Raw genomic sequence first — 24,904 nt, forward strand, 5'->3', positions numbered from 1 at the left:
CCATGACCGCGATGCAACTCGATCCGCTGGCGCCCATACGGGTCGCCGATGGTGAATGCCTGCGCTGGGACGACGAGGCCGACCTGTTGGTGGTCGGCTTCGGTGGCGCCGGTGCCTGTGCCGCCCTCGAAGCGCGCGGTCATGGCCTCGATGTACTGGCCCTGGACCGTTTCGCCGGTGGCGGCGCCACCGCGCGCAGCGGCGGCGTGGTGTATGCCGGCGGCGGCACCGCGCAACAGCAGGCGGCCGGCTATCAGGACACGCCCGAGGCGATGTTCGACTACCTGCGCCACGAAGTGGGCGATGCGGTGTCGGAGTCGACCCTGCGCGATTTCTGTCAGCGCAGCGCCGAGCAGATCCAGTGGCTGGAACACCAGGGCGCGCGCTACGAAGGCAGCGTGCCGCCGGTGAAGACCTCCTATCCGAGCGACCAGTACTACCTCTATTACTCCGGTAACGAGGCGGTGGCGGCCTATGCCGGTGCTGCGCCGCCGGCACCGCGCGGGCATCGCACGGTCAGCTCCGGGCAGTCCGGGCGGGTGCTGTTCGCCGCGCTCAGGGCCAGCGCGCTGCGCCAGGGCGTGCGCCTGCATACGCAGTGCGAGGTGCGCCGCCTGGTGCAGGACGCCTGCGGCCGGGTGCTGGGCGTCGAGGCCTGGCGCCTGCCGGAAGGCAGTCGCGAGGCTCGCCGACATGCCCGCCTGGCGCGCTGGGCGGATGATCTGCAGCCCTATCTGCCGGCTCTGGCCAATGCCCTGCGCCGTCGTTTGCGCGAATTGGAACTGAACCATGGCGAGCGCCGCCTGATCCGCGCCCGCCACGGCGTGCAGCTGAGCACCGGCGGCTTCGTGTTCAACCGCGCGATGCTGGCCGAGCACGCGCCCCATTACCTGGCCGGCATGCCGCTGGGTACCGGTGGCTGCGACGGCAGTGGCATCCGCCTGGGTTGCAGCGTCGGCGCGGTGCCGGCACGCATGGACAAGGTCAGCGCCTGGCGCTTTATCAATCCGCCGCTGGCCTGGGCCCGTGGCGTGGTGGTCAACGCCGCCGGCCGGCGCTACTGCAACGAGGAGGTGTACGGCGCCACCCTGGGCCACGCCATGGTCGAGGAAAATGGCGGGCGGGCCATCCTGATTCTTAACCGCCAGCTGATGCGCCAGGCTTTCGCCCAGATCGGCCCGGGCAAGGTATGGAACTTCCAGCGCCTACCGGCGCTGCTCAGCATGCTGTTCAACTGCAAACGCGGCAAAACCCCGGCGGAGCTGGCCGAGCGCTGCGGTCTGCCGGCCGCCGCCCTGGAACAGACCCTGGCCCAATACAGCGCCGCGGCGCGTGGCGAGTGCGCCGATGCGTTGGGCAAGTCGCCGGCCTTCCTCGCCTCGCTGGAGCAGGGCCCCTGGTACGCCATGGACCTGTCGTTCGACAGCCCGCTGTTCCCCTGCGCAACCATCACCCTCGGCGGCCTGCGCCTGGACGAGGCCAGCGGCCGCGTGCTGGACAGCGCCGGGCGGCCGATCGCCGGGCTCTACAGCGCCGGGCGCAACGCCGTGGGCGTTGCCTCCAACCTTTATGTATCCGGCCTGTCCATCGCCGACTGCGTCTATTCCGGACGCCGCGTCGGTGCCCATGTGGCAGGTCTCGTCAATGCCGTACAGGCCACCCGAGGAGAAGCATGATGAAACGAGTCGAAGGCAAGGTCTGCATCGTCACCGGAGCGGCCAGTGGCGTAGGCCGCGAGGATGCCCTGCTGCTGGCCCGCGAGGGCGCGAAGGTGGTGCTCACCGACCTCAACGAGGAGCTCGGCCGCCAGGTCGCCGCCGAGATCGGCGAGCAGGCGCTGTTCGTGCGCCAGGACATCGCCAGCGAGGCGGACTGGCAGAACGTGATCAAGCAGACTCTGGAGCGCTTCGGCCGCCTCGACGTGCTGGTCAACAACGCCGCCATCCTCGCCGTCGGCAGCATCGAGGACACCAGCCTGGAGCTGTGGCAGAAAGTGCAGCGGATCAACAGCGACGGCTACTTCCTCGGCTGTAAGTACGCCGTGGCGGCGATGAAGGACAGCGGCGGCGGCAGCATCGTCAACATGTCGTCGATTTCCTCCCTGGGCGGCATGCCGGCGTTCTGCGCCTATTCCTCGTCGAAGGGCGCGGTGACCGCCATGACCCGCTCGATCGCCGTGCACTGCCGCGAGCAGGGCTACCGCATCCGCTGCAACTCGATCCATCCGGACGGCATCAACACGCCCATGACCCAGGCCCTGGCCGGCGGCGCGCCGATCGCCCAGGAAGAGCTGGAGCGCAACCCGAAGAACCGCATGTGCGATCCGCGCGATATCGCCAACCTGGTGCTGTTCCTGGCCAGCGACGAGTCGCGTTTCATCAATGGCGCCGAGCTGCGGGTGGACAACGCCCAGCTGGTCAGCGGCCTGCTCTGAGGCGTGGCGATCATGGGTAGTGCAGAACAGCTGACGATGGCCGCCACACCGGCTCAGGGCGGCGCCTTCCGCCTGCAGGTGGCGGCGCTGATCGAGGAAACTGCCGACAGCCGCTCCGTGGTGCTCGATGTGCCGGCCGAGCTTGAGGCGCGTTTTGCCTACCTGCCTGGGCAGTTCCTCGGTTTTCGCGTGAACCTCGACGGGCAGCGCCTGACCCGCTGCTACTCCATGTCCAGCTCGCCCGATTGCGATGCGCAGCCGCGCGTGACGGTCAAGCGGGTGGCGGGCGGGCGGGTGTCCAACTGGTTCAACGAACAGGTGCGGGTGGGCGACTGGCTGGAGGTGCTGCCGCCGGCCGGTCAGTTCCACCTGCGCCCCGGCGAGCACGAGCTGGTGCTGTTTGGCGGCGGCTCGGGGATCACGCCGGTGTTCTCCATCCTCAAGTCGGCGCTGCTCACCAGTGCGCGGCGCATCACCCTGATCTACGCCAATCGCGACGAGGCCTCGGTGATCTTCCGCGACGAGCTGCGCGGGCTGGCCAAGGCCCATAGCGAGCGTCTGCAGGTGATCCATGTACTCGACTCGCTGCAGGGCTTTCTCAGCGAGGGCGAAGTGCGTCAGCTGGTGCGTGGCCATGGCGGCGCCGAGTTCTTCATCTGCGGCCCGGGCCCCTTCATGGATACGGTGGAGAAGACGTTGTTGGGCGTCGGCGAGGACCCACGGCGCATCCATCTGGAGCGCTTCGTTTCGCCGGCCGATGCCCCGGTCGAGCCTGAAGGGGAGGGCGCAGCGGCGGATGCGCCGCAGCAGGTCGAACTGCAGGTGCAGCTCGATGGCCAGCAGCACAACCTGACCTATCGCCCCGGCGATACTCTGCTGCAGAGCTGCCTGGCCGCCGGCCTGGAGGCGCCTTTTTCCTGCGAAGAGGGTTTCTGCGGCGCCTGCATGTGCAAGGTGGAGGAGGGCGAGGTGCGCCTGCTGCGCAACGATGTGCTCACTCCCGCCGAGCTGGCCGAGGGCTGGACCCTGGCCTGCCAGGGCCGGCCGCAGAGCGCGCGGCTGCGCCTGAAGTTTCCCGACTGAATTGTTGCTTGCTTGTGGTTGTCATTTTTCCCGGCTTCGGCCGGGTTTTTTTTGCCTGCAGGCAGGGGCTAGTCCCAACGGACGATCAAGCGCTGCCTGCCCCTGACTAGACTGCCAGGACGCTTTCCAACCAGAACAAGAGAGGTCGCAACATGGCTCGTCTGCACAACAAGGTCGCGGTGGTCACCGGCGCCGCTTCGGGTATCGGTCTGGCCTGCGTCAGGCGCTTCGCCGCCGAGGGCGCCCAGGTGATAGGTCTGGATGTCGGTGTGCCGCCAACGGCGCTGCTCGAAGAGCTGGCGGCGCTGCGGCCGATGCCGAGCTTCTTCGCCCTCGACGTGCGCGACGAGGCGGCGGTGCAGCGCTGCATGGCCGAGGTGCGCGAGTGCCATGGGCGCATCGATGTACTGGTGAATGCCGCCGGGGTGGCCAGCCAGGGCAGCATCACCGCCACCAGCACCGAGGAATGGCGGCGGGTGCTGGAAATCAACCTGACCGGCAGCATGCTCACCAGCAAATATGCACTGCCGGCCATGCTGGAACAGCGTGGTGGCTCGATCATCAATTTCGGCTCGATCTTCGGCGAGCAGGGCTGCGGCGACAACGTCGCCTACAACGTGTCCAAGGGCGCCATCAGCCAGCTGACCCGCTCCATGGCCATCGACTACGGCCATGCCAACATTCGCGTTAACGGCCTGTGTCCGGGGCTGATCGAGACGCCTATGTCGCACATGGTGCGTGACAATCAGGCCTTCCACGATTTCTTCGTCTCCCAGCACATGCTCTGCCGCAGCGGCCAGCCGGAGGAGGTGGCCAATGTCGCGCTGTTCCTCGCCAGCGACGAGGCGTCCTTCGTCAGCGGGCAGATGATCGGCGTCGATGGCGGCTTCTCCGCCGGCCGCCGTTTCGCTCCGCCCCAGCTCTAGCTGCGACTCCTGCGTAGGGTGCGCCGCGCGCACCAGGGACCTGTGCTGGGTTGCTGGTGCGCACGGCGCACCCTACGGAAAAACCTTCCACCCCTGATACCTGTCCTGCTCAAGCGGGCGCGGGGCGCTGGCGGCTGCGCGCCTGCCCGGCGGGCGGCGGATTGCTAATCCGCCGCCGTTAGTCCCATCGGACGATGTTTGCCGGGCGCGGCGGCGGCACAGTCGAGCTGCAGACCCATACTCCCCAACAAGAGGTCCCTCCCATGCAAGGTTCGCAACTCATCGCCTCGGATGTCATCGCGCCGCGCTTCGCCCGTGGCTGGCACTGCCTTGGCCTGGCGGCCGACTACCGCGACGGCAAGCCCCATCAGCTCAACCTGTTCGGTACCCGTCTGGCGGTCTACCAGGGTGAGGATGGCGTGCTGCGCATCCTCGACAGCTACTGCCCGCACATGGGGGCCGACCTGAGCCAGGGCGAGGTGCGCGGCAACGACCTGCGCTGCCCCTTCCACCACTGGAGCTTCGGCCCGGACGGCAAGTGCGTCGATATTCCCTACTGCAAGCGCATTCCACCGCGTGCCAAGGTCAAGGCCTGGCCGACCCTGGAGCAGAACAAGCTGCTGTTCGTCTGGCACGACCCCGAGGGCAACGCGCCGGACCCCGAGGTGGAAATTCCGCGCATCGAGGCCTGCTTCTCCGAGGAGTGGACCGACTGGATGCTGCGCAAGATGGTGATCAACACCAACTGCCGCGAGCTGGTGGACAACCTGGCGGACTTCGCCCACTTCGGCCCGGTGCACGGCTCGCCGGCCAGCTACTTCAGCAACACCTTCGACGGCCATATCGGCTACCAGATGTTCCGTGGCGAGGACAGCGAGCTGCTCGGCCAGGGCCTGGTCGCCGACAGCGCCTACTTCGGCCCGGCCTACCACATCACCCGCATGCGCGCCGAGGCGGGCGGGCAGGTGGTCGACACCATCCTGCTCAACTGCCATGTGCCGATCGACCAGAGCAGCTTCGAGCTGCGCTACGCGATCAAGGTACGTCGGGTGCCGGGCCTGTCCGAGGCGGAGAACCAGGCGATCGCCGAGGGCTATGCCGAGCAGGCGCACAAGTCGTTCTTCCAGGACGTGGAGATCTGGCACAACAAGATCCGCGTCGACAAGCCGGTGCTGTGCGAGGGCGATGGCCCGGTGTACCAGCTGCGCGAGTGGTACGAGCAGTTCTACACCGACGTGGCCAAGCTGGCCGCGCCGACCCTCAAGGTCTTCGAGCGCAGCCAGGATGGCAGCTGGCGCAGCCTCGACGCGGTGCCCGAGCTGGCCCGCAGCCAGCTGCACCTGATCTGAGGAGTCACCCATGAGACTCGCTGACAAGGTGGCCCTGGTCACCGGCGCCGGCTCGGGCATCGGTCGCGCCACCGCCGAGCTGTTCGCCGCCGAGGGCGCTCGCGTGGTGCTGGCGGATATTAACGAAGCGGCGGCGGGGCGCGTGCTGGACGGCTTGCCGAATGCAGCCGAATGCCTGGCGCTCGGTTGCGATATCGCCGATGGCGCCGCGGTCGAGCGCCTGTTCGCCGCCGTCGAACAGCGCTATGGCCGGCTCGATGTGCTGGTCAACAACGCGGGGCTGGGCCAGGTGCCCGGCGACGGCTTCGAGCACTACCAGCAGCGTCTGGCCGAGCGCGGCGCGCAACTGGCCGCCGGGCAGGTACCCGAGGTGTTCACCGACATGATCGTCGACCTGACCGACGCCGGCTGGCGCCGCCTGCTGGCGATCAACCTGGATGGTGCCTTCTACTGCAGCCGCGCCGCCGTGCGCCTGATGATCGCCTGTGGCAGCCGCGGCTCGATCGTCAATATCGCCAGCCTCTCGGCGCTCAGCGGCGAAGGCCCGCTGGCCTACTGCGCGACCAAGGCGGCCATGCTCGGCATGACCAAGTGCCTGGCGCGCGACCTGGGCCCACGCGGCATCCGGGTCAACTCGGTGTGTCCGGGGCCGACCCGCACGCCACTGATGCAGTCAATCTCCGCCGAATGGCAGCAGGCGTTGGAGCGGGCGATCCCGCTCGGCCACCTGCTGGAGCCCGAGGAAATCGCCCAGACCTGCCTGTTTCTCGCCAGCGATGAATCCAGTGCCTTTACCGGCCAGACCCTATCCGCCAGTGGCGGCATGTTGATGCTTTGAAAGGAAACGACTTATGAGTGCAAGACTGCAAGGCAAGGTGGCGCTGGTCAGTGGCGCCGGCACCGGCATCGGTGCGGCGGTGGCGCAACTGTTCGCCGCCGAGGGCGCCCGGGTGATGCTCTGCGGCCGCCGCCGCGAGCCGATCGAGAACATGGTCAAGCTGATCCGTCAGCAGGGCGGCACGGCGGACTGGGTGCAGGCCGACGTCACCGACGAGCAATCCATAGAACACGCGGTCGGGCAGACCCTGGAGCGCTTCGGCCAGCTCAATGTGATGGTCAACAACGCCGTCAACTACACCTGGGGCCCGCTGGCCCAGCTCAGCACGGAGGACTGGCACAAGAGCCTGCGCGGCAGCCTCGACGTGGCCTTCTTCGGCACCCGCGCGGCGTTTCGCGCCATGCAGGGCGGTGGCGGCTCGATCATCAACATGGGGTCGGTGGCCGGCCTGCTCGGCAGCCCGGGGCTGTCCGCCTACGGCGCGGCTAAGGCCGGGGTGCTTAACTTCAGCCGGGCCGTGGCCCTGGAAGGCGCGCCGCAGAAGATCCGCGTCAACGTGGTGATCCCCGGCATCGTCTGGAGCGAGGGCACCCGAGAGGCCATGCGCAGTGAGCAGATGATCAAGGCCACCGCCCGCGCCGTGCCGTTGGGTCGTATCGGCGAGCCGGAAGAGGTGGCCAATGCCATCCTGTTCCTGGCCAGTAACGAATCGTCCTATATCACCGGCCAGAGCCTGGTGGTCGACGGCGGCAAGACCTGCGAGCTGAACGTCGGCGCCACCGACTACACCTCGCAGACATCCAGCGAATTCAGAGGGGAATAAATCCATGCAAAGTCTACTGAACACTCCCGCCAGCCCGGTGCTGGTCACCGGCGGCGTATCCGGCATCGGCGCCGCCTGCGCCGAGGCTCTGGCCGCGGTCGGTCGCCCGGTGATCATCTGGGACCTGCAGGAAGACAAGGCCCAGGCCGTGGCCGCGCGCCTGGCCGAGCAGTATGGTGTGGCCTGCCTGGGCATCGGCATCGACCTGTGCGACGCCGAGGCCATAGCCCCGGCGCTGGCGCGTACCCGCGCCGAACTGGGCGCCCCGGGCGGCCTGGTGCACGCCGCCGGGGTGGTCGACCAGAGCGGCCTGGAGGGCCTCACCGCGCAGCGCTGGGACGCCGTGCTGAACGTCAATCTGCGCGCCATGGCCCTGCTGGTGCAGGCCATGCTGCCGGACCTGCGCGCCAACCCCGGTTCCTCGGTGGTCGGCATCGCCTCGATCAACGCCACCCTGGGTAACGGCCTGATCCCGTCCTACAGCGCCTCCAAGGGCGGCATGCTGTCGATGGTGCGCTCCATGGCCGACGCCCTCGGCGCCGACGGCATCCGGGTCAACTCGGTGTCGCCGGGGCAGATCCTCACGCCGATGGTGGCGCCCATCGCCGCGGCCCATCCGGGCATGTTCGAGCGACGCATCCTGCTCGGCCGCCTCGGCCAGCCGGAAGAACTGGGCCGGGTGGTGCGCTTCCTGCTGTCGGACGAGGCCAGCTACATCAACGCCGCCGAGATAGTCGTCGACGGCGGCAATATCTCCTCGCAACGCTAAGCGGAGTGCCCATGAACGAGCAGAGCCTGCAGGCCCGCCTGGATCGCCTGGAATCGCTGGAACAGATCCGCATGCTGCCGGCCAAGTACGCCCTGGCCCTGGACATGCGCGACCTGGATGCCTGGGTCGGGCTGTTCCCCGAGGACATCAAGGTCGGCAAGGATCAGGTTGGTCGCGCCCATCTCAAGCGCTGGATCGACAGCACCCTGCGCAACCAGTTCACCACCACCAGCCACCATATCGGCGGCCATATCATCGAGTTCAAGGATGCCGACAACGCCTGTGGCGTGGTCTATTCGAAGAACGAGCATGAGACCGGCCCCGAGTGGGTGATCATGCAGATGCTCTACTGGGACGACTACCAGCGCATCGACGGGCGCTGGTACTTCCGCCGTCGCCTGCCGTGCTACATGTACGCGGCCGACCTGAACAAGCCGCCGATTGGTGACAAGAAGATGCGCTGGCCGGGTCGCGAGCCGTACGACGGCGGCTGGAACCAGCTTTGGCCCAGCTGGCAGACGTTCTGGGCCAGCAAGCCGGACGATGCGCTGCCCGAGGTGGCCGAACCGGCACCGCTGGATGCCTTCCTGGAAACCATGCGCCGTGGCTCGGCCGCGCCGCGGGTGAGGGTGCGCTGATGGCTGCCGTGTCCCGTCTGTTTGAACCGCTGCAGCTCGGCGAGCTGCAGTTGAGCAACCGCATCGTCATGGCACCGATGACGCGCAGCCGCGCCGACGCCGATGACGCCCCCGATGCCCTGCACGTCGCCTACTACGGGCAGCGCGCCAGCGCCGGGCTGATCATCGCCGAGGGCACCTATCCCTGCGCCGACGGCAAGGGCTACTGCCGCACGCCGGGCATCGCCACGCCGCGTCAGATCGAGGCCTGGCGTGCGGTCACCACGGCCGTGCGCGCCAACGGCGGCGCCAGCCAGGTGCTGCAGCTGATGCACGTCGGCCGGGTGGCCAGCCGCCACAACAAGGCGGTCACGGCCCTGACCCTGGCGCCTTCGGCGATCGCAGCGCGTGGCAGCCTGTTCACCGACAGCCACGGCATGGCGCCGCTGGAAGTGCCCCAAGAAATGAGCCTGGCGCAGATCGATGCGACCATCGAGGCCTACCGCCAGGCGGCGCTGAACGCCCGCGCGGCCGGCTTCGACGGGGTGGAGCTGCATTGCTCCAGCGGCTACCTGCCGATGCAGTTCCTGCTTGCCGGCAGCAACCAGCGCCAGGACGGCTATGGCGGCAGCCTGAGCCGGCGCCGGCGCTTTGCCGTGGAATGCCTGGAAGCCATGGCCGGTGCCATAGGCGCCGGCCGGGTGGGACTGCGCATCATCCCCGGCAACCCGTTCAACGACATGCAGGACGACGACCCGATCGCCACTTATGGCGGTCTGCTCGATGCGGTGAATCCGCTCGGCCTGGCCTATGTCCAGGTCAGCCGCTCGCCGCAGGCCGGGCTGGATGCCTTTGCCCTGGTGCGCCAGCACTTTCGTGGTGGGGTGATCATCAACGACGGCTTCGACGGCCCCAGCGCCGAGCAGGCGCTGGCCGCAGGGCAGGGCGATGCGGTGTCTTTCGCCCGCCACTACATCGCCAACCCCGATCTGGTCGAGCGCCTGCGCGAGCACAGCGAGCTGGCCCAGTTCGACCGCGCCACCCTCTACACCACCGGCCCGCGCGGCTACAGCGACTATCCGCTGCGCCAGGCCCAGCCGCAGGTTGATCTGTCATGAGTGTCATCCCTTCCATGGCGCAGACCATTCCCGCCGCCCTGGCCGAGTCCGTGCGCCGTTATGGCGAGCGCATCGCCATCGACGACGACGGTCTGCAGCTGACCTATGCCGAGCTGCAGCAGCGTGCCCGCGAGACCGGGTGCGCCCTGCTGGCCCTTGGTGTGCAGCCGGGCGAGCGGGTGGCGATCTGGGCCCCCAACGGCCAGCGCTGGATAGTCGCGGCCCTCGGCTGCCTGCTGGCCGGCGCCGTGCTGGTGCCGCTGAGCACCCGCCTGAAGGGCGCCGAGGCCGCCGATATCCTGCGTCGCAGCGGCGCGCGCCTGCTGTTCAGCGTCGGCGAATTCCTCGGCAGCTACTACCCGGCGCTGCTCGAGGGACACGAGCTGCCGCAGCTTGAGCAATGCGTGGTGCTGGAGCAGGCGCGTCCCGGCGATTCCGACTGGGAAGGCTTCCTGGTCTGCGCCGCCGAGGTGAACGCGCAGCAGCTGGAGCAACGCAGCGCCGCCCTGGATGGCGACAGCCTGTGCGACCTGATCTTCACCTCGGGCACCACCGGCTATCCCAAGGGCGTGCTCTGCGCCCACGGGCAGAATGTGCGGCTGTTCGACAACTGGGGGCAGATAGTCGGTCTCGAAGCCGGCGACCGCTACCTGATCGTCAACCCGTTCTTTCACACCTTCGGCTTCAAGGCCGGCTGGCTGGCGGCGCTGCTCCGTGGCGCGACCATCCTGCCGCAGCGCACCTTCGAGGCCGAGGCGGTGCTGGCGCGGATCGAGCATGACCGGGTGAACTTCCTGCCCGGGCCGCCGGCGCTCTACGCCTCGATGCTCGACCACCCGGGACGGCAGCGTTTTGATCTGTCCTCGCTGCGGGTGGCGGTGACCGGCGCTGCCTCGGTGCCGCCGGTGCTGGTGCAGCGCATGCAGGACGAGCTGGGCTTTGCCCATGTGGTGACCGCCTATGGCCTCACCGAATGCTGCGGCCTGGCCACTATCTGCCGTCCCGGTGACGACCTGCAGCGGGTCGCCACCACCAGTGGGCGGGCGCTGGACGGCATCGAGCTGCGCTGCGTCGATGGCGAGGGTCGCGAGGTGCCTTGTGGGGAGCCCGGCGAGGTGCTGATCCGCGGCTACAACCTGATGCGCGGCTACCTCGACGACCCGGAGGCCACAGCCGAGGCCCTGGACGGCGACGGCTGGCTGCATACCGGCGATATCGGCGTGCTCGATGAGCAGGGCTACCTGCGGGTCACCGACCGGCTCAAGGACATGTACATAGTCGGTGGCTTCAACTGCTATCCGGCCGAGGTTGAACGCCTGCTGATGGAACACCCGGCCATCGCCCAGGTGGCGGTGGTCGGCATGCCCGACGAGCGTCTCGGCGAGGTGGGCAAGGCCTATGTGATCCTGCGTCCCGGCGCCGAGCTTGCGCAGGCGCAGCTGATCGCCTGGTGCCGAGAGCAGATGGCCAACTACAAGGTGCCGCGTAGCGTCGAGTTCGTCAGTGAGCTGCCGCTGACCGCCTCGGGCAAGGTGACCAAGGCCGCGCTGCGCGCCACGGCCTAGTCCGGCCTTGTGCCGCCCGGGCTGGCTCGGGCGGCGCTGTTGCGGGTTTGTGGGTGGGGATACCGGACTGGCCAGATTGCGCGTTCCCGGTTCTGTGTTCAGCCGACTTCTGATCAGGCTGACGGTTCTGGTTTCGCCCTTCCCGGGCGACTCACTTTCTTTGCTTGTGCAAAGAAAGTAAGCAAAGAAACACACCCCTTCATCCGGCCCTGCGCTTCGCGCAGGGTTCGCTCACTCCATCGTCGCTCCGAGGGCCGGCGTACAAGGTCCATCCCTGGACCTTTACGCCTCTCGCCGCATCCCTGCGGCTCGTCCCTCTACGCAACGATTCCGTTCGCCCTCCTCAAGGGGATTTGGTGTTGCCTGCAAGTCCGTGCGGGTGAAACAGAAGAGCCCAAGAACCGAGGAAAAGGGGAATGACATTCAGGCAACTCGGAGCCGGATCCCCGTCAGGAGGCCGAGTGGAGGTGCCGCGCAGGGGGACGCGAGGCAGGACGCCGAGCGAGGAACGAAGGGACAGGGACGTCCCTTCGTGACGGCCCCCGGAGCGGCACCGGAAAGAGGGAACCCCGCCGCAGGCGGGGCCGGATGTCGGGGTGGCCTTCTCTTTGGTTACTTTCTCTTGGCCAGACAAGAGAAAGTGACTCGCCCAGGAGGGCGAAACCAAAACCATCAGCCTGCACCGAAAGCGGCTGGACACTGAATCAAGAACACAACCTTGCCAGTCCGGTATCAACCGCATCTTCCTCTCAGGAGTAAGCCGAGCCTGCCCCAGGCTCCAGGCGCACCCCGTCGCCTGCCCATCGCAGAGCCCCGCGCCCGCCCTGTTGCGCTAGTCCCATTGGACGATGCTGGGCTCGCGCCGGCAGCGCTTAATCGGCCTCATCCAGGGTTCGCCCGCCAGGGCGGACCGCAGTCCGAAACAGATGAGGAGAAGATTCGTGGATATCCGCGGCCTGGGTTACGTGACCGTGCAATCGCGCGATCTGCAGCAGTGGCGCCGCTATGCCGGCGAAGTGCTGGGCATGATGGTGGTCGAGGTGGCCGCAGGCGATGCCCTGCTGCTGAAGATGGACGAGCGTCCCTACCGTCTGTGCATCGAGCAGGCCGACCGCGACGGCTTCGGCGCCTGCGGTTGGGAGCTGGCCGGCGTCGAGGCCTTCGAGCAGGCCCTGGCCGAGCTGGAGCAGACCGATGTGCCGGTGCAGCGCGGCACTACTGCCGAGGCGGCGGCACGTCAGGTGCAGGCGCTGGCACGCTTCCAGGACCCGGACGGCAATCGCCACGAGCTGTTCTGGGGCCCGCGCCAGGACTTCGCCCGTTTCGTCTCGCCGGTCGGCGTGCAGGGCTTCGTCACCGGCGAACTGGGCATGGGCCACGCCGTGCTGCCGGCGCCCAGCTTCGACCGTTGCCGCGCCTTCTACGAGGAGGTCATGGGCCTGCGCCTGTCCGACCTGATGAAGGTGCGCTTCACCAGTGATCCGGCCGAGCCGGAAAAGCGCATTCACTTCCTCCATTGCAACAACGCCCGCCACCACTCGCTGGCGCTGTTCGAGTGTCCGGTGCCGTCCGGCTGCGTGCACCTGATGGTCGAGGTGACCCGCCTCGACGACGTCGGCCGCGCCCTCGACCGCATGCATGCCAATGGCGTGAAGCTGTCGGCGACCCTTGGCCAGCATCTGAACGACGAGATGGTGTCCTTCTACATGCAGACCCCGGGCGGTTTCGACCTGGAGTACGGCTGCCACGGCAAGCAGGTCGACTGGAGCCGCCACACGCCTTTCGAGAGCACGGTGGTCAGCCAGTGGGGCCACGATTTCAGCGTGGGGAGACAGTGATGGACAAGCGTATGACGAGTGCCGAGATGGTCGCCGAGCTGCGCGACGGCATGACCATCGGTATTGGTGGCTGGGGCCCGCGGCGCAAGCCGATGGCGCTGATCCGCGAGATCCTGCGTTCCGACCTCAAGGACCTCACCGTGGTCGCCTATGGCGGCGCCGATGTCGGCATGCTGTGCGCCGCCGGCAAGGTGAAGAAGCTGGTGTTCGCCTTCGTCTCCCTGGATTTCATTCCGCTCGAGCCGCACTTTCGCAAGGCCCGGCAGAACGGTGCCATCGAGGTGATGGAGATCGACGAGGGCATGCTGCTGCTCGGCCTGCGCGCCGCGGCCATGGGCGTGCCCTTCATCCCCACCGCCGTGGGTCTGGGCACCGATGTGCTGACCCATAACCCCGAGATCAAGCTGGTCGCCTCGCCCTATGCCGACGGCAAGGACTGGCTGGCGATGCCGGCACTCAAGCTCGACGCCGCGCTGCTGCACGTCGACCGCGCCGATGCGCGCGGGGTGTGCCAGATCCTCGGCCCCGACCACTACATGGACGACCTGTTCGCCCGCGCCGCGCACAAGACCTACGTCAGCTGCGACGAGCTGGTCGAGCCGGCGCAGCTGCATGCCGATCCGGCGGGCGCGCGCCTGGTGTTCTGGGAGCGCAACCGTACCCACGGGGTGATCCATGCCCCGGGTGGAGCCCACCCCAGCTCCTGCGCGCCGAGCTATGGCTTCGACAAGAAACACTTCGACCTGTACTGCCAGTCGGCCCATCAGCCGGATGGCTGGCAGGCCTACTTCGATGCCTATGTCCGCCCCGGCGAAGCCGCCTACCTGAAGAAGGTCGGCGGGCTCGAGGCGATCCACCGCCTGCCCCTGCCGGTGTTCTGAGGAGAGCCTTGATGACCGAACAAACTCCTGATTTCAGCCTGGCCGAGTTGCTGATCTGCGCCGCCAGCGAGTGCTGGCGCGACGACGGCGAAGTGCTGGCCACCGGCATCGGCGTGATCCCGCGCCTGGCCGCATCGCTGGCCATGCTGAGCAGCAACCGCGACCTGCTGATGACCGACTCCGAGGCCTTTATGGTCGCCGAACCGGTGCCGCTGGGCGCCCGTGGCGATTACGTGGCGCAGTTCGACAGCTGGATGGGCTTCGCGCGCATCTTCGACAACGTCTGGGGCGGGCGCCGCCACGCGCTGGTCGGGCCGACCCAGATCGACCGCTTCGGCCAGGCCAACATCTCCTGCGTCGGCGGCGACTACCGCCAGCCCAAGGTGCAGATGCTCGGCGTGCGCGGCTTCCCCGGCAACTCGATCAGCCACGCCAACTCCTTCTTCGTGCCCAGCCACAACCGCCGGGTGTTCGTCGAGGACGAAGTCGATATGGTCTGCTCGGTGGGCTACAACCCGGCACGCCTGGCGCGTGGCTGGTCGCTGGACGAGATCGACATCCGCCTGATCGTCAGCGACCTGGCCGTGCTCGACTTCCAGGGCCCGGGCAAGCAGATGCGCCTGCGTTCGCTGCATCCGGGCGTGAGCCTGGCCGAAGTGCAGGACAACACCGGCTTCAACCTGCACCTGCCGCAGCAGATTGCCGTCACCGCCCTGCCCACGGCCGAGCAGCTGGCGCTGATCCGCCGTCTCGACCCGCACCAGCTGCGCGCCAGTCAGCTCAAGGACAACCCGCCAGGCGTGCGCGCCCAGGATGCGAGGACGCCCGCATGACTGCCGCCAGCCAGGATGTGGTGCTGTACGAGGTGCAAGGGCCACTGGCCCTGATCACCCTGCATCGCCCCGAATACCACAATGCGCAGAACTCGCAGATGACCTATGCGCTGGACGCCGCCCTGCGTCGGGCGGTGGATGACGATGCGGTCAAGGTCATAGTCCTGCGCGGTGCCGGCAAGCACTTCTCCGCCGGCCACGACATCGGCAGCCCCGGGCGCGACGTGGACCAGAGCTTCGAGCGCGTCGGCCTGTGGCCCGACCATGTCGGCAAGCCCGGTGGCGAGTTCCAGTTCGTCCGCGAGCAGGAGGTCTACCTGGGCATGTGCCGGCGCTGGCGCGAGATTCCCAAGCCGACCATCGCCATGGTCCAGGGCGCCTGCATCGCCGGCGGCCTGATGCTGGCCTGGGTCTGCGACCTGATCGTGGCCAGCGACGACGCCTTCTTCTCCGACCCGGTGGTGCGCATGGGCATTCCCGGCGTCGAGTACTTCGCCCACGCCCATGAGCTCAACCCGCGCATCGCCAAGGAATTCCTCTTCCTCGGCGAGCGCATGAGCGCCGAGCGCGCCTGGCAGATGGGCATGGTCAACAAGGTGGTGCCGCGCGACGTGCTGGAGGACGTGACCCTGGACATGGCCCGGCGCATCGCGCAGATGCCGCGCATGGGTCTGGCCCTGACCAAGCAGGCGCTGAACAACGCCGAGGACCTGATGGGCAAGCGCGCCACCATGGACATGGTGTTCGGCCTGCACCACTTCGCCCATGTGCACAACGAACTGGTCTCCGGCGACAAGCTCGGCGGCTACGACGCCAAGGCCATGGCCGGCGCCCAGCGCAAGACGGAGGCCTGAGATGGCGATCGATCTGGGCACCGCGCTGACCGAGCGCCTCGGCTGCCGCTACCCCATCGTGCAGACTGCCATGGGCTGGGTCGCCGAGCCGCGCCTGGTGGCCGCCACCGGCAATGCCGGCGGTTTCGGCTTCCTCGCCGGGGCGACCATCGAGCCGGCGCGCATGGAGGAGGCCATCGTCGAGGTCAAGCGCCTCAGCGACCGGCCGTTCGGGGTCAACTTCCACATGTACCAGCCCAACGCCGAACACATAGTCGAGCTGGTGCTCAGGCATGGCGTGCGTGCGGTCAGCTACAGCCGCTCGCCGGGCAAACAGATGATCACTCGCCTGAAGGACGCCGGGGTGGTCTGCATGCCCACGGTCGGCGCGCTCAAGCACGCGGTCAAGGCGGTGCAGATGGGCGCCGACATGGTCACCGTGCAGGGCGGCGAGGGCGGCGGCCACACCGGCAGCGTGCCCACCGCGCTGCTACTCGGCCAGGTGCTCGACAGCGTGCAGGTGCCGGTGATCGCCGCCGGCGGCTTCAAGGACGGTCGTGGCCTGGCCGCCGCGCTGGCCATGGGCGCGGCCGGCATCGCCATGGGCACGCGCTTCCTGATGACGCGCGAGAGCCCGGTGCCGCAGGCCACCCTGCAGCGCTACCTACAGGTCCGCGAGCCGGACGCCATCCGCGTCAGCCGCGCCATCGACGGCATGCCGCAGCGGATGATCGACAACGAGTTGCTGGTTCATCTCGAGCAGGCCGGCGCGCCGCGCCGCCTGTGGCTGGCGCTGAAGAACGGGCTGGCCTACCGCCGCCACAGCGGCATGGGCCTGGGCCAGATGCTCGCCACCGCATTCAAGCTGCGCAGCGCCGGCGAGCTGAGCGCCGCACAGACGCTGATGGCGGCCAACGCACCGATGATCATCCAGCAGGCCATGGTCGAGGGCCATCCGGAGCGCGGCGTGCTGCCGTCCGGGCAAATCGCCGCGCTGATCGACGACCTGCCGAGCTGCGCCGAACTTATTCAACGCATCGCCGACGACGCGCAACTGCGCCTCGCCGAACTCGCCCGCCGGGCATCCTGAGGGGGACACCATGCAGCCATTTCGTATCGACATCGACCAGGGCATCGCCGAACTGGTTCTCGACCATCCGCCGGTCAATGCCTTTGACAGCAATGGCTGGACGGCCATCGCCACCGCCCTCGACCAGCTCGGCGCCGACCCCGAAGTGCGGGTCATCGTCCTGCGCGCCGAGGGCCGCGGCTTCTGCGCCGGCGTGGACATCAAGGAGCTGGCAGCCAATCCGGATCTGATCGTCACGGTGAACAAGGGCAACTACGACAGCTTCCGCGCCGTACACCGCAATCCCAAGCCGGTGATAGTCGCCGTGCACGGCTTCGTCCTCGGTGGCGGCATCGGCCTGTGCGGCGCCGCCGACATCCTGGTGGCCAGCACCTGTGCGCGCTTCGGCGTGCCCGAGGTGGACCGCGGCGCCATGGGCGGCGGCGCCCACCTGCAGCGTCTGTTCCCGGTGCAGAAGGTGCGCCACATGTACTTCACCGGCGAGATGATCGACGCCGAGGAGGCCTATCGCCTGGGCGCGGTGGAGCGCGTGGTGCTGCGCAGCGAGCTGCGCGAGGCGGCCCTGGAGATCGCCCGCCGCATCGCCGCCAAGAGCCCGGAGATGATCGCCCTGGCCAAGGAGGCGCTGACCGGCATCGAGGACGGCAACCTGGAAGACAAATACCGCTGGGAGCAGGGTTTCACCCTGCAGGCCTACCGCGCGCTGGATTCGCAGGAGGCGCGCGACGCCTTCGTCGAGAAGCGTTCCGCGCAATTCGCCGGCTGAGGAGTGCCGTCATGGACCTGAATTACAGCGACAAGCAACAGGCCTTCCGCGCCGAGGTGCGCGCCTGGCTGCAGGCCAACGTGCCGGCCGAGCCGCTGGCCTCGTTCGACACCGAGCAGGGCTTCGCCCAGCACCGTGCCTGGGAAGCCAAGCTCAACCAGGGCCGCTGGGGCATGGTGACCTGGCCGCAGGAGCTCGGCGGGCGCGGCTGCGACCTGATCGAGTGGCTGATCTTCGAGGAGGAGTACTACCGCTCGGGAGCGCCGGCACGGGTCAACCAGAACGGCATCTTCCTGCTCGGCCCGACCCTGATGGAGTACGGCACGCCGGCGCAGCAGGCACGCTTTCTGCCGAAGATGGCCACCGGCGAAGAGGTCTGGGCCCAGGGCTGGTCCGAGCCGGGCGCCGGTTCCGACATGGCGGCGATCCGCTGCAAGGCGGTGCGCGAGGGCGATGAGTTCGTGATCAATGGCCAGAAGACCTGGTCGACCCGCGCCGTGTGGGCCGACTGGCTATTCGGCATGTTCCGCACCGATCCGCAGTCGAGCCGCCATCACGGCCTGACCTTCATCCTGGTGCCGCTCGACGCGCCGGGCATCACCGTGCGGCCGATCCCCCAGCTCGACGGCCTGCCGGGCTTCGCCGAAGTGTTCTTCGACGACGTGCGGGTGCCGGTGGACAACATCCTCGGCGGCATCGGCCAGGGCTGGCAGGTGGCCATGTCCACCGCCGGCTTCGAGCGCGGCCTGATGCTGCGCTCGCCGGCGCGCTTCCAGGAAGCCGCGCGGCGCCTGGTGCAGCTGTACCTGGCCAACCGCGAAAGCGCCGACCGCGACCCGAGCGTGGGCGAGGCGGTGATGCGCGCCTGGCTGGATGCCGAGGCCTATTGCCTGAACACCTACATGACCGCCTCGCGACTGATCGGCGGCGGCAAGATCGGCGCCGAGTCGTCGACCAACAAGATCTTCTGGTCCGAGCTGGATCTGCGCCTGCACGCCACCGCGCTTTCCATCCTCGGCGCGCGCGCCGAGTTGCTGGCCCACGCGCCGGCGGCGGGCGAGGTCGGCCGCTGGCTGGACGGCTTCCTGTTCGCCCAGGCCGGGCCGATTTATGCCGGCACCAACGAGATCCAACGCAACATCATCGCCGAGCGCATGCTCGGCATGCCCCGGGCTTGAGGAGCGCGCCATGGACTTCACCTTCAGTGACGAGCAACTGCAGTTTCAGGACAGCGTGCGCGCCTTTCTGATCAACGAGGTACCGCCGGAGCGCCTGCGCGAGCTGTGGAACAGCCCGACCGGGCGCAGCGACGCGCTCTGGGCGCAACTGGCCGAACTCGGCCTGACCGCCCTCAGCGTGCCCGAGGCCCAGGGTGGCCTGGAGCTGGGCATGCTCGACTGCGTGCTGCCGGCCCAGGAATGCGGCTATGCCGCGCTGCCCGAGCCGCTGCTGGATACCGTGCTGGTCGGCGTGCCACTGCTGGTCGGCCTGGACCCGCGTCATGCCGAGTTCAAGGCGCATTGGCTGGAACGCGTGGCCAGCGGCGCTGCGCGCCTGGCGGTGGGTCATCCGCATAACCTGCTGGTGGCCGACGCCCATGTCGCCGACCTGCTGCTGCTGGCCCACGGCGATGAGCTGCACGGCGTGCCGCGCGCGGCCGTGCAGCTGACCCGCAACGAGTCGGTAGACCCCGGCCGCCAGCTGTTCCAGGTCAGCTGGACGCCGAGCGCGGCCACCTGCCTGGCCGCTGGCGCCGAAGGTCGAGCGCTGTGGGCCATGGCCTTCGAGCGTGGCGCCCTGGTCACGGCGGCGCAGTTGCTCGGCCTGGCCAAGCGCATGGTCGACCTGGCGGTGGACTACAGCTTCGAGCGCAAGCAGTTCGGCGTGCCGGTCGGTTCCTTCCAGGCGGTCAAGCACCAGATGGCCGACTGCGCGGTGCTCATCGAGTTCGCCAAGGGCCCGCTGTACCGCGCCGCCCAGTCGCTGGACAGCGGGCACCCGCAGCGCGCCCTGCATGTCTCCCACGCCAAGCTGGCCTGCGCCGAGGCGGCATTGCTGTCCGCGCGCCACGCCATGCAGGCGCACGGCGCCATGGGGTACACCTGGGAGGTCGACCTGCAGCTGTACATGAAGCGCGCCTGGGCGCTGGACAAGGTCTGGGGCGACCGCGCGCTGCACAAGGCGCGCCTGGCCTCCGCGCTGTTCGAGCAGGGCCTGCCGGTGGGCGCCGGGCAGACCTTCTGAGGGGCGGGGCCCCGTCTCCATCAACCGATTTCCGTTATCCGAGGTATTCCATGCCCGAAGCCTACATAGTCGACGCCCTGCGCACCCCCACCGGGCGGCGCAAGGGCGGCCTGGCCAAGGTCCACGCCGCCGATCTCGGCGCCCATGTGCTGCACGAGCTGGTGCAGCGCAATCCGATTCCCGAAGAGGACTACGACGACGTCATCTTCGGTTGCGTCGACACCATCGGCCCGCTGGCCGGCGATATCGCCCGTACCTGCTGGCTGGCAGCCGGCCTGCACCAGGCGGTGCCCGGCACCACGGTGGATCGCCAGTGCGGCTCCTCGCAGCAGGCCGTGCACTTCGCCGCCCAGGCGGTGATGAGCGGCACCCAGGATGTGGTGATCGCCGGCGGCGTGCAGACCATGACGCAAATCCCGATTTCCTCGGCCATGACCGCCGCCGAACCGCTGGGTTTCACGGACCCGTTCAGCGGCTCCGACGGCTGGGTGTTGCGTTACGGCAAGCAGCCGCCGACCCAGTTCAAGTCGGCGCAGATGATCGCCGAGAAGTGGGGCCTGTCGCGCGAGGACCTCGAGGCCTATGCCCTGGAATCCCACCGGCGTGCCCTGCAGGCCATCGAGCAGGGCCGCTTCGCCCGCGAGATAGTACCGCTGGCGGGTGTGCTGCATGACGAAACGCCGCGCCACACCAGCCTGGCGCAGATGGCCGAGCTGGATGCCCTGTTCGGCTGCGACCGGGTCACCGCCGCGGTGTCCAGCCAGACTTGCGACGCCGCCAGCGCCATGCTGATCGTCTCGGAACGGGCGCTCAAGCGCTACAACCTGACCCCGCGGGCGCGCATCCATCACCTCAGCGTGCGTGCCGACGACCCGATCTGGATGCTTACCGCGCCGATCCCGGCCACCGCTTATGCGCTGAAAAAGGCCGGCATGCGCCTAGCCGACATCGACCGGGTGGAGATCAACGAGGCCTTCGCCTCGGTGGCCCTGGCCTGGCTCAAGGAGACCGGCTACCCGCACGAGCGCACCAACGTCAACGGCGGCGCCATCGCCCTCGGCCACCCGCTGGGCGCCACCGGCACCCGCCTGATGTGCACCTTGCTGCATGAGCTGGAACGCAGCGGCGGCCGCTACGGCCTGCAGACCATGTGCGAAGGCGGCGGCCAGGCCAACGTGACCATCATCGAGCGCCTGTAAGGGACGTTTTCAGCCCCTTTCCCACGTGTGGGAGAGGGGCCGGGTAGGGCAGATAGGCCCGCCCATAGCTATAGGAGAACAGCAATGCCCATCTGCCAAGACCGCGTCGTCATTATCACCGGAGCCGGCGGCGGCCTCGGTCGCGCCTATGCCCTGGCCTTCGCCGAGGCTGGCGCCAAGGTGCTGGTCAACGACATCAACCTGCCGGCTGCCGAGGCGGTGGTCGGCCAGATCCGCGCCGCCGGTGGCCAGGCTCAGGCCGACTGTGGCGATATCACCGACTATGCCGCGGCCGGCGAGATCGTCCGCCGTGCGCTGGAAGCCTTCGGCGACCTGCATGTGCTGGTCAACAATGCCGGCATCTGTCGCGACCGCATGTTCGCCAGCCTGAGCGAGGCCGACTGGGACGCGGTGATGGCGGTGCACCTCAAGGGCCATTTCTGCCTGGCCAGCCACGCGGTCAAATACTGGCGCGAGCAGGCCAAGGGCGGCATGACGGTCAACGCGCGGATCATCAACACCAGCTCCGGCGCCGGCCTGCAGGGTTCCATCGGCCAGTCCAACTACGCCGCGGCCAAGGGCGGCATCGCCGCCCTGACCCTGGTCCAGGCCGCCGAGCTGGCGCGTTACGGCATCACCGCCAACGCCCTGGCCCCGGCCGCGCGCACCGGCATGACCGAGCAGGTGTTCGCCGACACCATGAGGAAGCCGGAGGACGGCTTCGACTACTTCGCCCCGGAAAACGTCGCGCCGCTGCTGGTCTGGCTCGGCTCCGAGCAGGCGCGGGAAGTGACCGGCAGGTTGTTCGAGGTGGAGGGTGGCAAGCTGTCGATCGCCGACGGTTGGCGCCGCGGCCCCGAACGTGACAAGGGCGGGCGCTGGCAGGCCGAGGAGCTGGGCGCGGTGGTCGAGCAACTGATCGCCGAGGCTGTGCCGGCGCAGAGGGTCTATGGCAGCTGAGCCCCTGGCCCGGCAGCGCGGCGGTGCCGGCGCAGCGCTGCTGCCATGGCGGCCGGCGCCGGCCTGGCGGGGCGTCGAGATATTGCCCGAGCTCATCGGCCTGGCCTATCAGGGCGCCAGCGAGGCGCAGCCCTGGTTTGCCCTGGCCGAGCGCCTGCGCCATCTGCTCGGCGCGCGCAACGTGGTCATCACCCTGCTGCACCGTGCACAGCAGCATGGCGACATCCATGTGGTGTCCCAGGAGGTCGGTGACGAGATCGACTGGGAGCTGGCCGAGCGCATCTGGCGCGAACGCTTCGCCCATATCGAGCAGTTGCAACCCGAGGCCGTGGCGCCGGGGCAGGTGGTGGAGTTCGGTCCGGCGGATGTCGAACCGGCCTGTGCCGAGTTCTTCGCCGCGCTGGGTCTGGGCCAGTGCCTGCGCAGCTGCTTTGCCGAGCCTGGCGGCATGCGCTGCTGGCTCGATGTGCTGCGCGGGCCCCATAGCCCGTCGCCGCGCTTCGGTGAGGAAGAGGTGGCTTTGTTGCACAGCCTCGCCCCGCACCTGGCTCACGCCCTGGGCCTGTACGCACGTCTGCAGCGCCAGGAGGCCGAACGTGCGGTCTATGCCGGCAGCCTGGAGCACCTGCAGCTGGGCTGCCTGCTACTCGATGGCGAGGCGCGCAGCCTGGCCCTCAATCGCACGGCCGAGGCGCTGCTGGCCCGGCATGGCGGGGTCGAGCTGCTCAACGGGCGCTTGCAGCTCAGGGACAAGAGCCTGCAGCGGCAGTTCGAACAGGCCATTTCCCGCGCCCTGGTGCAGCGCCAGAAGCCCGCAGGAGGGGGGCTGGGCGAATTGCTCAGGGTGCCGGCGTCGAACGGTGCATTGCTTGGCCTGCTGGTTGTGCCAACCCCGCGGCAGGATTATTTCCAGGGGCGCCAGGTGCCCAGCCTGAGTCTCTACCTGGTCGAGTTGTCCGAGCCGGACGGCGCCGGGGGGCGGGGCAGTGGCTATCCGCCGGAGCTGATTGCCCAGCTGTTCGCCCTGACCCGCCAGGAGGCGCGCCTGGTCGCCTGCCTGGCCGACGGGCAGAGCATCAGCGAGGCGGCGGTGCAGATGGGCATCGCCGTGACGGCGGCGCGCAACTACAGCAAAAACATCTACGCCAAGCTCGGTCTCAAGGGGCAGACCGATCTGGTGCGCATGCTGTGCCGCAGCAGCGTGCTGCTGCGCCGCGAAGGACACTGAACTTATCCGCTGGCGCAGTACCAGTTGGTACTGGAGCGCCTTGAGGGACAGTCCCTAGCATCGAAATGACTGGTTGGTCGTTCGCCGCTTTGCGGCGATGCGAGCCGAACCCACGATGAGGAATTGGCAGTGAGCGCGAGTCAGCAGCAAGGACAGGTGGCGGTATACCCGGCGGCGGATGCCTATGAGGCCGGGGTGGTGCCGATCCGTTTCAGTGGCTGGCCACAGCCGGCTCCGGCCCCGGTTTACGCCGCGTTGAGCGGCGACTGCGAGGCCGACGTGGTGGTGGTGGTGGGCGCGGGCTTGGCCGGTGCTTCGCTGACCCTGCACCTGGCCGAGCGCGGGGTGAGCGTGGTGCTGCTCGAAGCCGACCAGCCGGCCAGCGGCGCCTCCGGGCGTAATGCTGGTCACGTGCAGCCCTATCTGGGTTCGCTCGAAGCGCTGCAGGACCTGCCCAACCAGGGCCGCGACTTCATCGATTACTTCGTCGAGCGGCGCAATATCGTCTTCGACATCAACCAGAAGTACGACCTGGCGGCCGACACCGAACGCTGCGGCCTGGTTGATGCGGCCAATCGCAAGCACGCCGCTCTGGGGCGCAAGGCACGCCTGTGGCAAGGCCTGGGCTACGCGGTGGAGGAGGTCGGCGGCGCCCGTCTGCAGGAGCTGCTCGGCACCTCGGCCTATGACTATGGCCTGCACTGGCAGGAGGGCGGGCGGGTCAATCCCTACCTGTTCACCCAGGGCATGGTGGCCGCCGCCACCCGGCTGGGCGCGCGGGTGCATGGCAACTCCTGCGTGCTGGCCTGCGAGCGCGAGGGCGCGCAGTGGCGCCTGCGCACCGCCACCGGCAGCGTGCGCGCGGCGCGGGTGGTGCTGTGCACCAATGGTCATGTCGGCAATCCGTTCTTCCCGGAACTGGCGCGCACCCAGTTCCCCCTGTTGGCCTGCGGCCTGGCCACCCGGCCACTGCCGGCCGAAGTGATGGCGCAGATCAACCCGGCGCGGGTCGCGCTGATGCAGTACCCGGCCGGGCTCTACCCGCTGGTGATCGACGGCCGCGGTCGGCTGATCACCGCGACCATCCCGGGCAGCGGCCAGGCCCAGGACGCGCAGCGCTACTTCGCCTATTTCCTGCGCTACCTGCGGCGCACCTTCCCGGCGCTGGCCGGGGTGCCGATCGAACTGGAGTCCTACTGGACCGGCATGACGGCCAATTCCTCGTCGGCCTACGAGGCCGCCTACCCGCAGTTCTACCGGGTCGACGAGGGCGTACTGGCCCTGCTCAACCTGGGTTCCTGGGGCAACGTCATGGGCCCGCTGCTGGGGCTGCACCTGGCCGAGGTGCTGCTCGCCGACCGCCCCGACCAACTCCTGCTGCCGCTGCGCGAGCCGCGCGCGGTGCGCTGCGCCGGGCTATTCGAAACCAAGATTCGCCGCGTGCTGATTCCCGCCGCCAGGCTGGCCGACCGACTGGGCCTGGTTTAGCGATACCGCTTCTTTCCCAACA

At 68.5% G+C, this 24,904-nt stretch carries 23 protein-coding genes; all 23 read left to right on the top strand.

The annotated features are described in order from the left end of the window. Nucleotides 1-2: 2 nt before the first annotated feature. The 23 genes from GV001_RS11365 to GV001_RS11475 all read left to right on the top strand — a co-directional run bounded on the left by GV001_RS11365 (nt 3) and on the right by GV001_RS11475 (nt 24,882). A complete protein-coding gene (locus tag GV001_RS11365; protein WP_160079844.1) occupies nt 3-1,676 on the top strand; it encodes an FAD-binding protein in 1,674 nt (557 codons plus the stop codon). Further along, nucleotides 1,676-2,434: a glucose 1-dehydrogenase gene (locus GV001_RS11370; RefSeq protein ID WP_160079846.1), complete on the top strand. Its 759-nt coding sequence runs from the start codon at nt 1,676-1,678 to the stop codon at nt 2,432-2,434. Before GV001_RS11365 ends, GV001_RS11370 begins: the two co-directional genes overlap by 1 nt. A 12-nt stretch (nt 2,435-2,446) precedes the next feature. Further along, nucleotides 2,447-3,517 (top strand): ferredoxin--NADP reductase, encoded by a 1,071-nt coding sequence (locus tag GV001_RS11375; RefSeq protein WP_160079848.1) that lies wholly within the window; start codon nt 2,447-2,449, stop codon nt 3,515-3,517. 152 nt (nt 3,518-3,669) lie between these two features. After that, on the top strand, nt 3,670-4,443 hold the full coding sequence (locus GV001_RS11380) for an SDR family NAD(P)-dependent oxidoreductase (protein WP_160079850.1): 774 nt from the start codon (nt 3,670-3,672) through the stop codon (nt 4,441-4,443). A gap of 263 nt (nt 4,444-4,706) precedes the next feature. After that, nucleotides 4,707-5,792, top strand: coding sequence for a Rieske 2Fe-2S domain-containing protein (locus GV001_RS11385; RefSeq protein ID WP_160079852.1), 1,086 nt, complete (start codon nt 4,707-4,709; stop codon nt 5,790-5,792). 10 nt (nt 5,793-5,802) lie between these two features. After that, complete coding sequence (locus GV001_RS11390) at nt 5,803-6,630, top strand: SDR family NAD(P)-dependent oxidoreductase (RefSeq protein WP_160079854.1); 828 nt, start codon at nt 5,803-5,805, stop codon at nt 6,628-6,630. Nucleotides 6,631-6,643: 13 nt separating this feature from the next. Beyond that, nucleotides 6,644-7,453 carry an SDR family NAD(P)-dependent oxidoreductase gene (locus GV001_RS11395; RefSeq protein ID WP_160079856.1) on the top strand — a complete coding sequence of 270 codons (810 nt, stop codon included), beginning with the start codon at nt 6,644-6,646 and terminating at the stop codon, nt 7,451-7,453. A 4-nt stretch (nt 7,454-7,457) separates the two neighbouring features. After that, on the top strand, nt 7,458-8,222 hold the full coding sequence (locus GV001_RS11400) for an SDR family NAD(P)-dependent oxidoreductase (protein WP_160079858.1): 765 nt from the start codon (nt 7,458-7,460) through the stop codon (nt 8,220-8,222). Between the two features lie 11 nt (nt 8,223-8,233). Beyond that, nucleotides 8,234-8,860: a nuclear transport factor 2 family protein gene (locus GV001_RS11405; RefSeq protein WP_160079860.1), complete on the top strand. Its 627-nt coding sequence runs from the start codon at nt 8,234-8,236 to the stop codon at nt 8,858-8,860. 8 nt (nt 8,861-8,868) lie between these two features. Continuing rightward, entirely contained in the window at nt 8,869-9,957 is a 1,089-nt protein-coding gene (locus GV001_RS11410) for an alkene reductase (protein ID WP_178091856.1), read from the top strand. Continuing rightward, nucleotides 9,954-11,522 carry a FadD3 family acyl-CoA ligase gene (locus GV001_RS11415; RefSeq protein ID WP_160079862.1) on the top strand — a complete coding sequence of 523 codons (1,569 nt, stop codon included), beginning with the start codon at nt 9,954-9,956 and terminating at the stop codon, nt 11,520-11,522. Before GV001_RS11410 ends, GV001_RS11415 begins: the two co-directional genes overlap by 4 nt. 941 nt (nt 11,523-12,463) lie before the next feature. Next, nucleotides 12,464-13,360: a VOC family protein gene (locus GV001_RS11420; protein ID WP_160079864.1), complete on the top strand. Its 897-nt coding sequence runs from the start codon at nt 12,464-12,466 to the stop codon at nt 13,358-13,360. Then, nucleotides 13,360-14,241 carry a CoA transferase subunit A gene (locus GV001_RS11425; RefSeq protein ID WP_160079866.1) on the top strand — a complete coding sequence of 294 codons (882 nt, stop codon included), beginning with the start codon at nt 13,360-13,362 and terminating at the stop codon, nt 14,239-14,241. The genes GV001_RS11420 and GV001_RS11425 overlap by 1 nt, the downstream gene beginning before the upstream one ends. Before the next feature lie 11 nt (nt 14,242-14,252). Beyond that, a complete protein-coding gene (locus tag GV001_RS11430) occupies nt 14,253-15,074 on the top strand; it encodes a CoA-transferase subunit beta (RefSeq protein ID WP_160079868.1) in 822 nt (273 codons plus the stop codon). Beyond that, nucleotides 15,071-15,928: an enoyl-CoA hydratase gene (locus tag GV001_RS11435; protein WP_160079870.1), complete on the top strand. Its 858-nt coding sequence runs from the start codon at nt 15,071-15,073 to the stop codon at nt 15,926-15,928. Before GV001_RS11430 ends, GV001_RS11435 begins: the two co-directional genes overlap by 4 nt. A gap of 1 nt (nt 15,929) precedes the next feature. Next, nucleotides 15,930-16,997, top strand: coding sequence for a nitronate monooxygenase family protein (locus tag GV001_RS11440; RefSeq protein ID WP_160079872.1), 1,068 nt, complete (start codon nt 15,930-15,932; stop codon nt 16,995-16,997). 10 nt (nt 16,998-17,007) lie between these two features. Then, on the top strand, nt 17,008-17,763 hold the full coding sequence (locus tag GV001_RS11445) for an enoyl-CoA hydratase family protein (RefSeq protein WP_160079874.1): 756 nt from the start codon (nt 17,008-17,010) through the stop codon (nt 17,761-17,763). A gap of 11 nt (nt 17,764-17,774) precedes the next feature. After that, a complete protein-coding gene (locus GV001_RS11450; RefSeq protein ID WP_160079876.1) occupies nt 17,775-18,941 on the top strand; it encodes an acyl-CoA dehydrogenase family protein in 1,167 nt (388 codons plus the stop codon). Nucleotides 18,942-18,951: 10 nt separating this feature from the next. Next, complete coding sequence (locus GV001_RS11455) at nt 18,952-20,007, top strand: acyl-CoA dehydrogenase family protein (RefSeq protein ID WP_160079878.1); 1,056 nt, start codon at nt 18,952-18,954, stop codon at nt 20,005-20,007. Nucleotides 20,008-20,057: 50 nt separating this feature from the next. Continuing rightward, complete coding sequence (locus GV001_RS11460) at nt 20,058-21,206, top strand: acetyl-CoA C-acetyltransferase (protein ID WP_160079880.1); 1,149 nt, start codon at nt 20,058-20,060, stop codon at nt 21,204-21,206. 84 nt (nt 21,207-21,290) lie between these two features. Next, nucleotides 21,291-22,166, top strand: coding sequence for an SDR family oxidoreductase (locus GV001_RS11465; RefSeq protein WP_160079882.1), 876 nt, complete (start codon nt 21,291-21,293; stop codon nt 22,164-22,166). Continuing rightward, nucleotides 22,156-23,394, top strand: a complete 1,239-nt coding sequence (locus tag GV001_RS11470) for a helix-turn-helix transcriptional regulator (protein ID WP_160079884.1) — start codon at nt 22,156-22,158, stop codon at nt 23,392-23,394. The genes GV001_RS11465 and GV001_RS11470 overlap by 11 nt, the downstream gene beginning before the upstream one ends. Nucleotides 23,395-23,523: 129 nt before the next feature. After that, nucleotides 23,524-24,882 (top strand): FAD-binding oxidoreductase, encoded by a 1,359-nt coding sequence (locus tag GV001_RS11475; protein WP_218583008.1) that lies wholly within the window; start codon nt 23,524-23,526, stop codon nt 24,880-24,882. Nucleotides 24,883-24,904: the final 22 nt, after the last annotated feature.

This window comes from Pseudomonas sp. 8AS (genome assembly GCF_902506505.1).
GTDB lineage: Bacteria > Pseudomonadota > Gammaproteobacteria > Pseudomonadales > Pseudomonadaceae > Aquipseudomonas.

Coding starts and splice junctions, on each gene's coding strand:
- GV001_RS11425 (WP_160079866.1), top strand. CDS start 13,360: ATGGACAAGCGTATGACGAGTGCCGAGATGGTCGCCGAGCTGCGCGAC.
- GV001_RS11435 (WP_160079870.1), top strand. CDS start 15,071: ATGACTGCCGCCAGCCAGGATGTGGTGCTGTACGAGGTGCAAGGGCCA.
- GV001_RS11370 (WP_160079846.1), top strand. CDS start 1,676: ATGAAACGAGTCGAAGGCAAGGTCTGCATCGTCACCGGAGCGGCCAGT.
- GV001_RS11455 (WP_160079878.1), top strand. CDS start 18,952: ATGGACTTCACCTTCAGTGACGAGCAACTGCAGTTTCAGGACAGCGTG.
- GV001_RS11450 (WP_160079876.1), top strand. CDS start 17,775: ATGGACCTGAATTACAGCGACAAGCAACAGGCCTTCCGCGCCGAGGTG.
- GV001_RS11470 (WP_160079884.1), top strand. CDS start 22,156: ATGGCAGCTGAGCCCCTGGCCCGGCAGCGCGGCGGTGCCGGCGCAGCG.
- GV001_RS11400 (WP_160079858.1), top strand. CDS start 7,458: ATGCAAAGTCTACTGAACACTCCCGCCAGCCCGGTGCTGGTCACCGGC.
- GV001_RS11365 (WP_160079844.1), top strand. CDS start 3: ATGACCGCGATGCAACTCGATCCGCTGGCGCCCATACGGGTCGCCGAT.
- GV001_RS11375 (WP_160079848.1), top strand. CDS start 2,447: ATGGGTAGTGCAGAACAGCTGACGATGGCCGCCACACCGGCTCAGGGC.
- GV001_RS11430 (WP_160079868.1), top strand. CDS start 14,253: ATGACCGAACAAACTCCTGATTTCAGCCTGGCCGAGTTGCTGATCTGC.
- GV001_RS11405 (WP_160079860.1), top strand. CDS start 8,234: ATGAACGAGCAGAGCCTGCAGGCCCGCCTGGATCGCCTGGAATCGCTG.
- GV001_RS11445 (WP_160079874.1), top strand. CDS start 17,008: ATGCAGCCATTTCGTATCGACATCGACCAGGGCATCGCCGAACTGGTT.
- GV001_RS11415 (WP_160079862.1), top strand. CDS start 9,954: ATGAGTGTCATCCCTTCCATGGCGCAGACCATTCCCGCCGCCCTGGCC.
- GV001_RS11385 (WP_160079852.1), top strand. CDS start 4,707: ATGCAAGGTTCGCAACTCATCGCCTCGGATGTCATCGCGCCGCGCTTC.
- GV001_RS11395 (WP_160079856.1), top strand. CDS start 6,644: ATGAGTGCAAGACTGCAAGGCAAGGTGGCGCTGGTCAGTGGCGCCGGC.
- GV001_RS11380 (WP_160079850.1), top strand. CDS start 3,670: ATGGCTCGTCTGCACAACAAGGTCGCGGTGGTCACCGGCGCCGCTTCG.
- GV001_RS11440 (WP_160079872.1), top strand. CDS start 15,930: ATGGCGATCGATCTGGGCACCGCGCTGACCGAGCGCCTCGGCTGCCGC.
- GV001_RS11390 (WP_160079854.1), top strand. CDS start 5,803: ATGAGACTCGCTGACAAGGTGGCCCTGGTCACCGGCGCCGGCTCGGGC.
- GV001_RS11460 (WP_160079880.1), top strand. CDS start 20,058: ATGCCCGAAGCCTACATAGTCGACGCCCTGCGCACCCCCACCGGGCGG.
- GV001_RS11465 (WP_160079882.1), top strand. CDS start 21,291: ATGCCCATCTGCCAAGACCGCGTCGTCATTATCACCGGAGCCGGCGGC.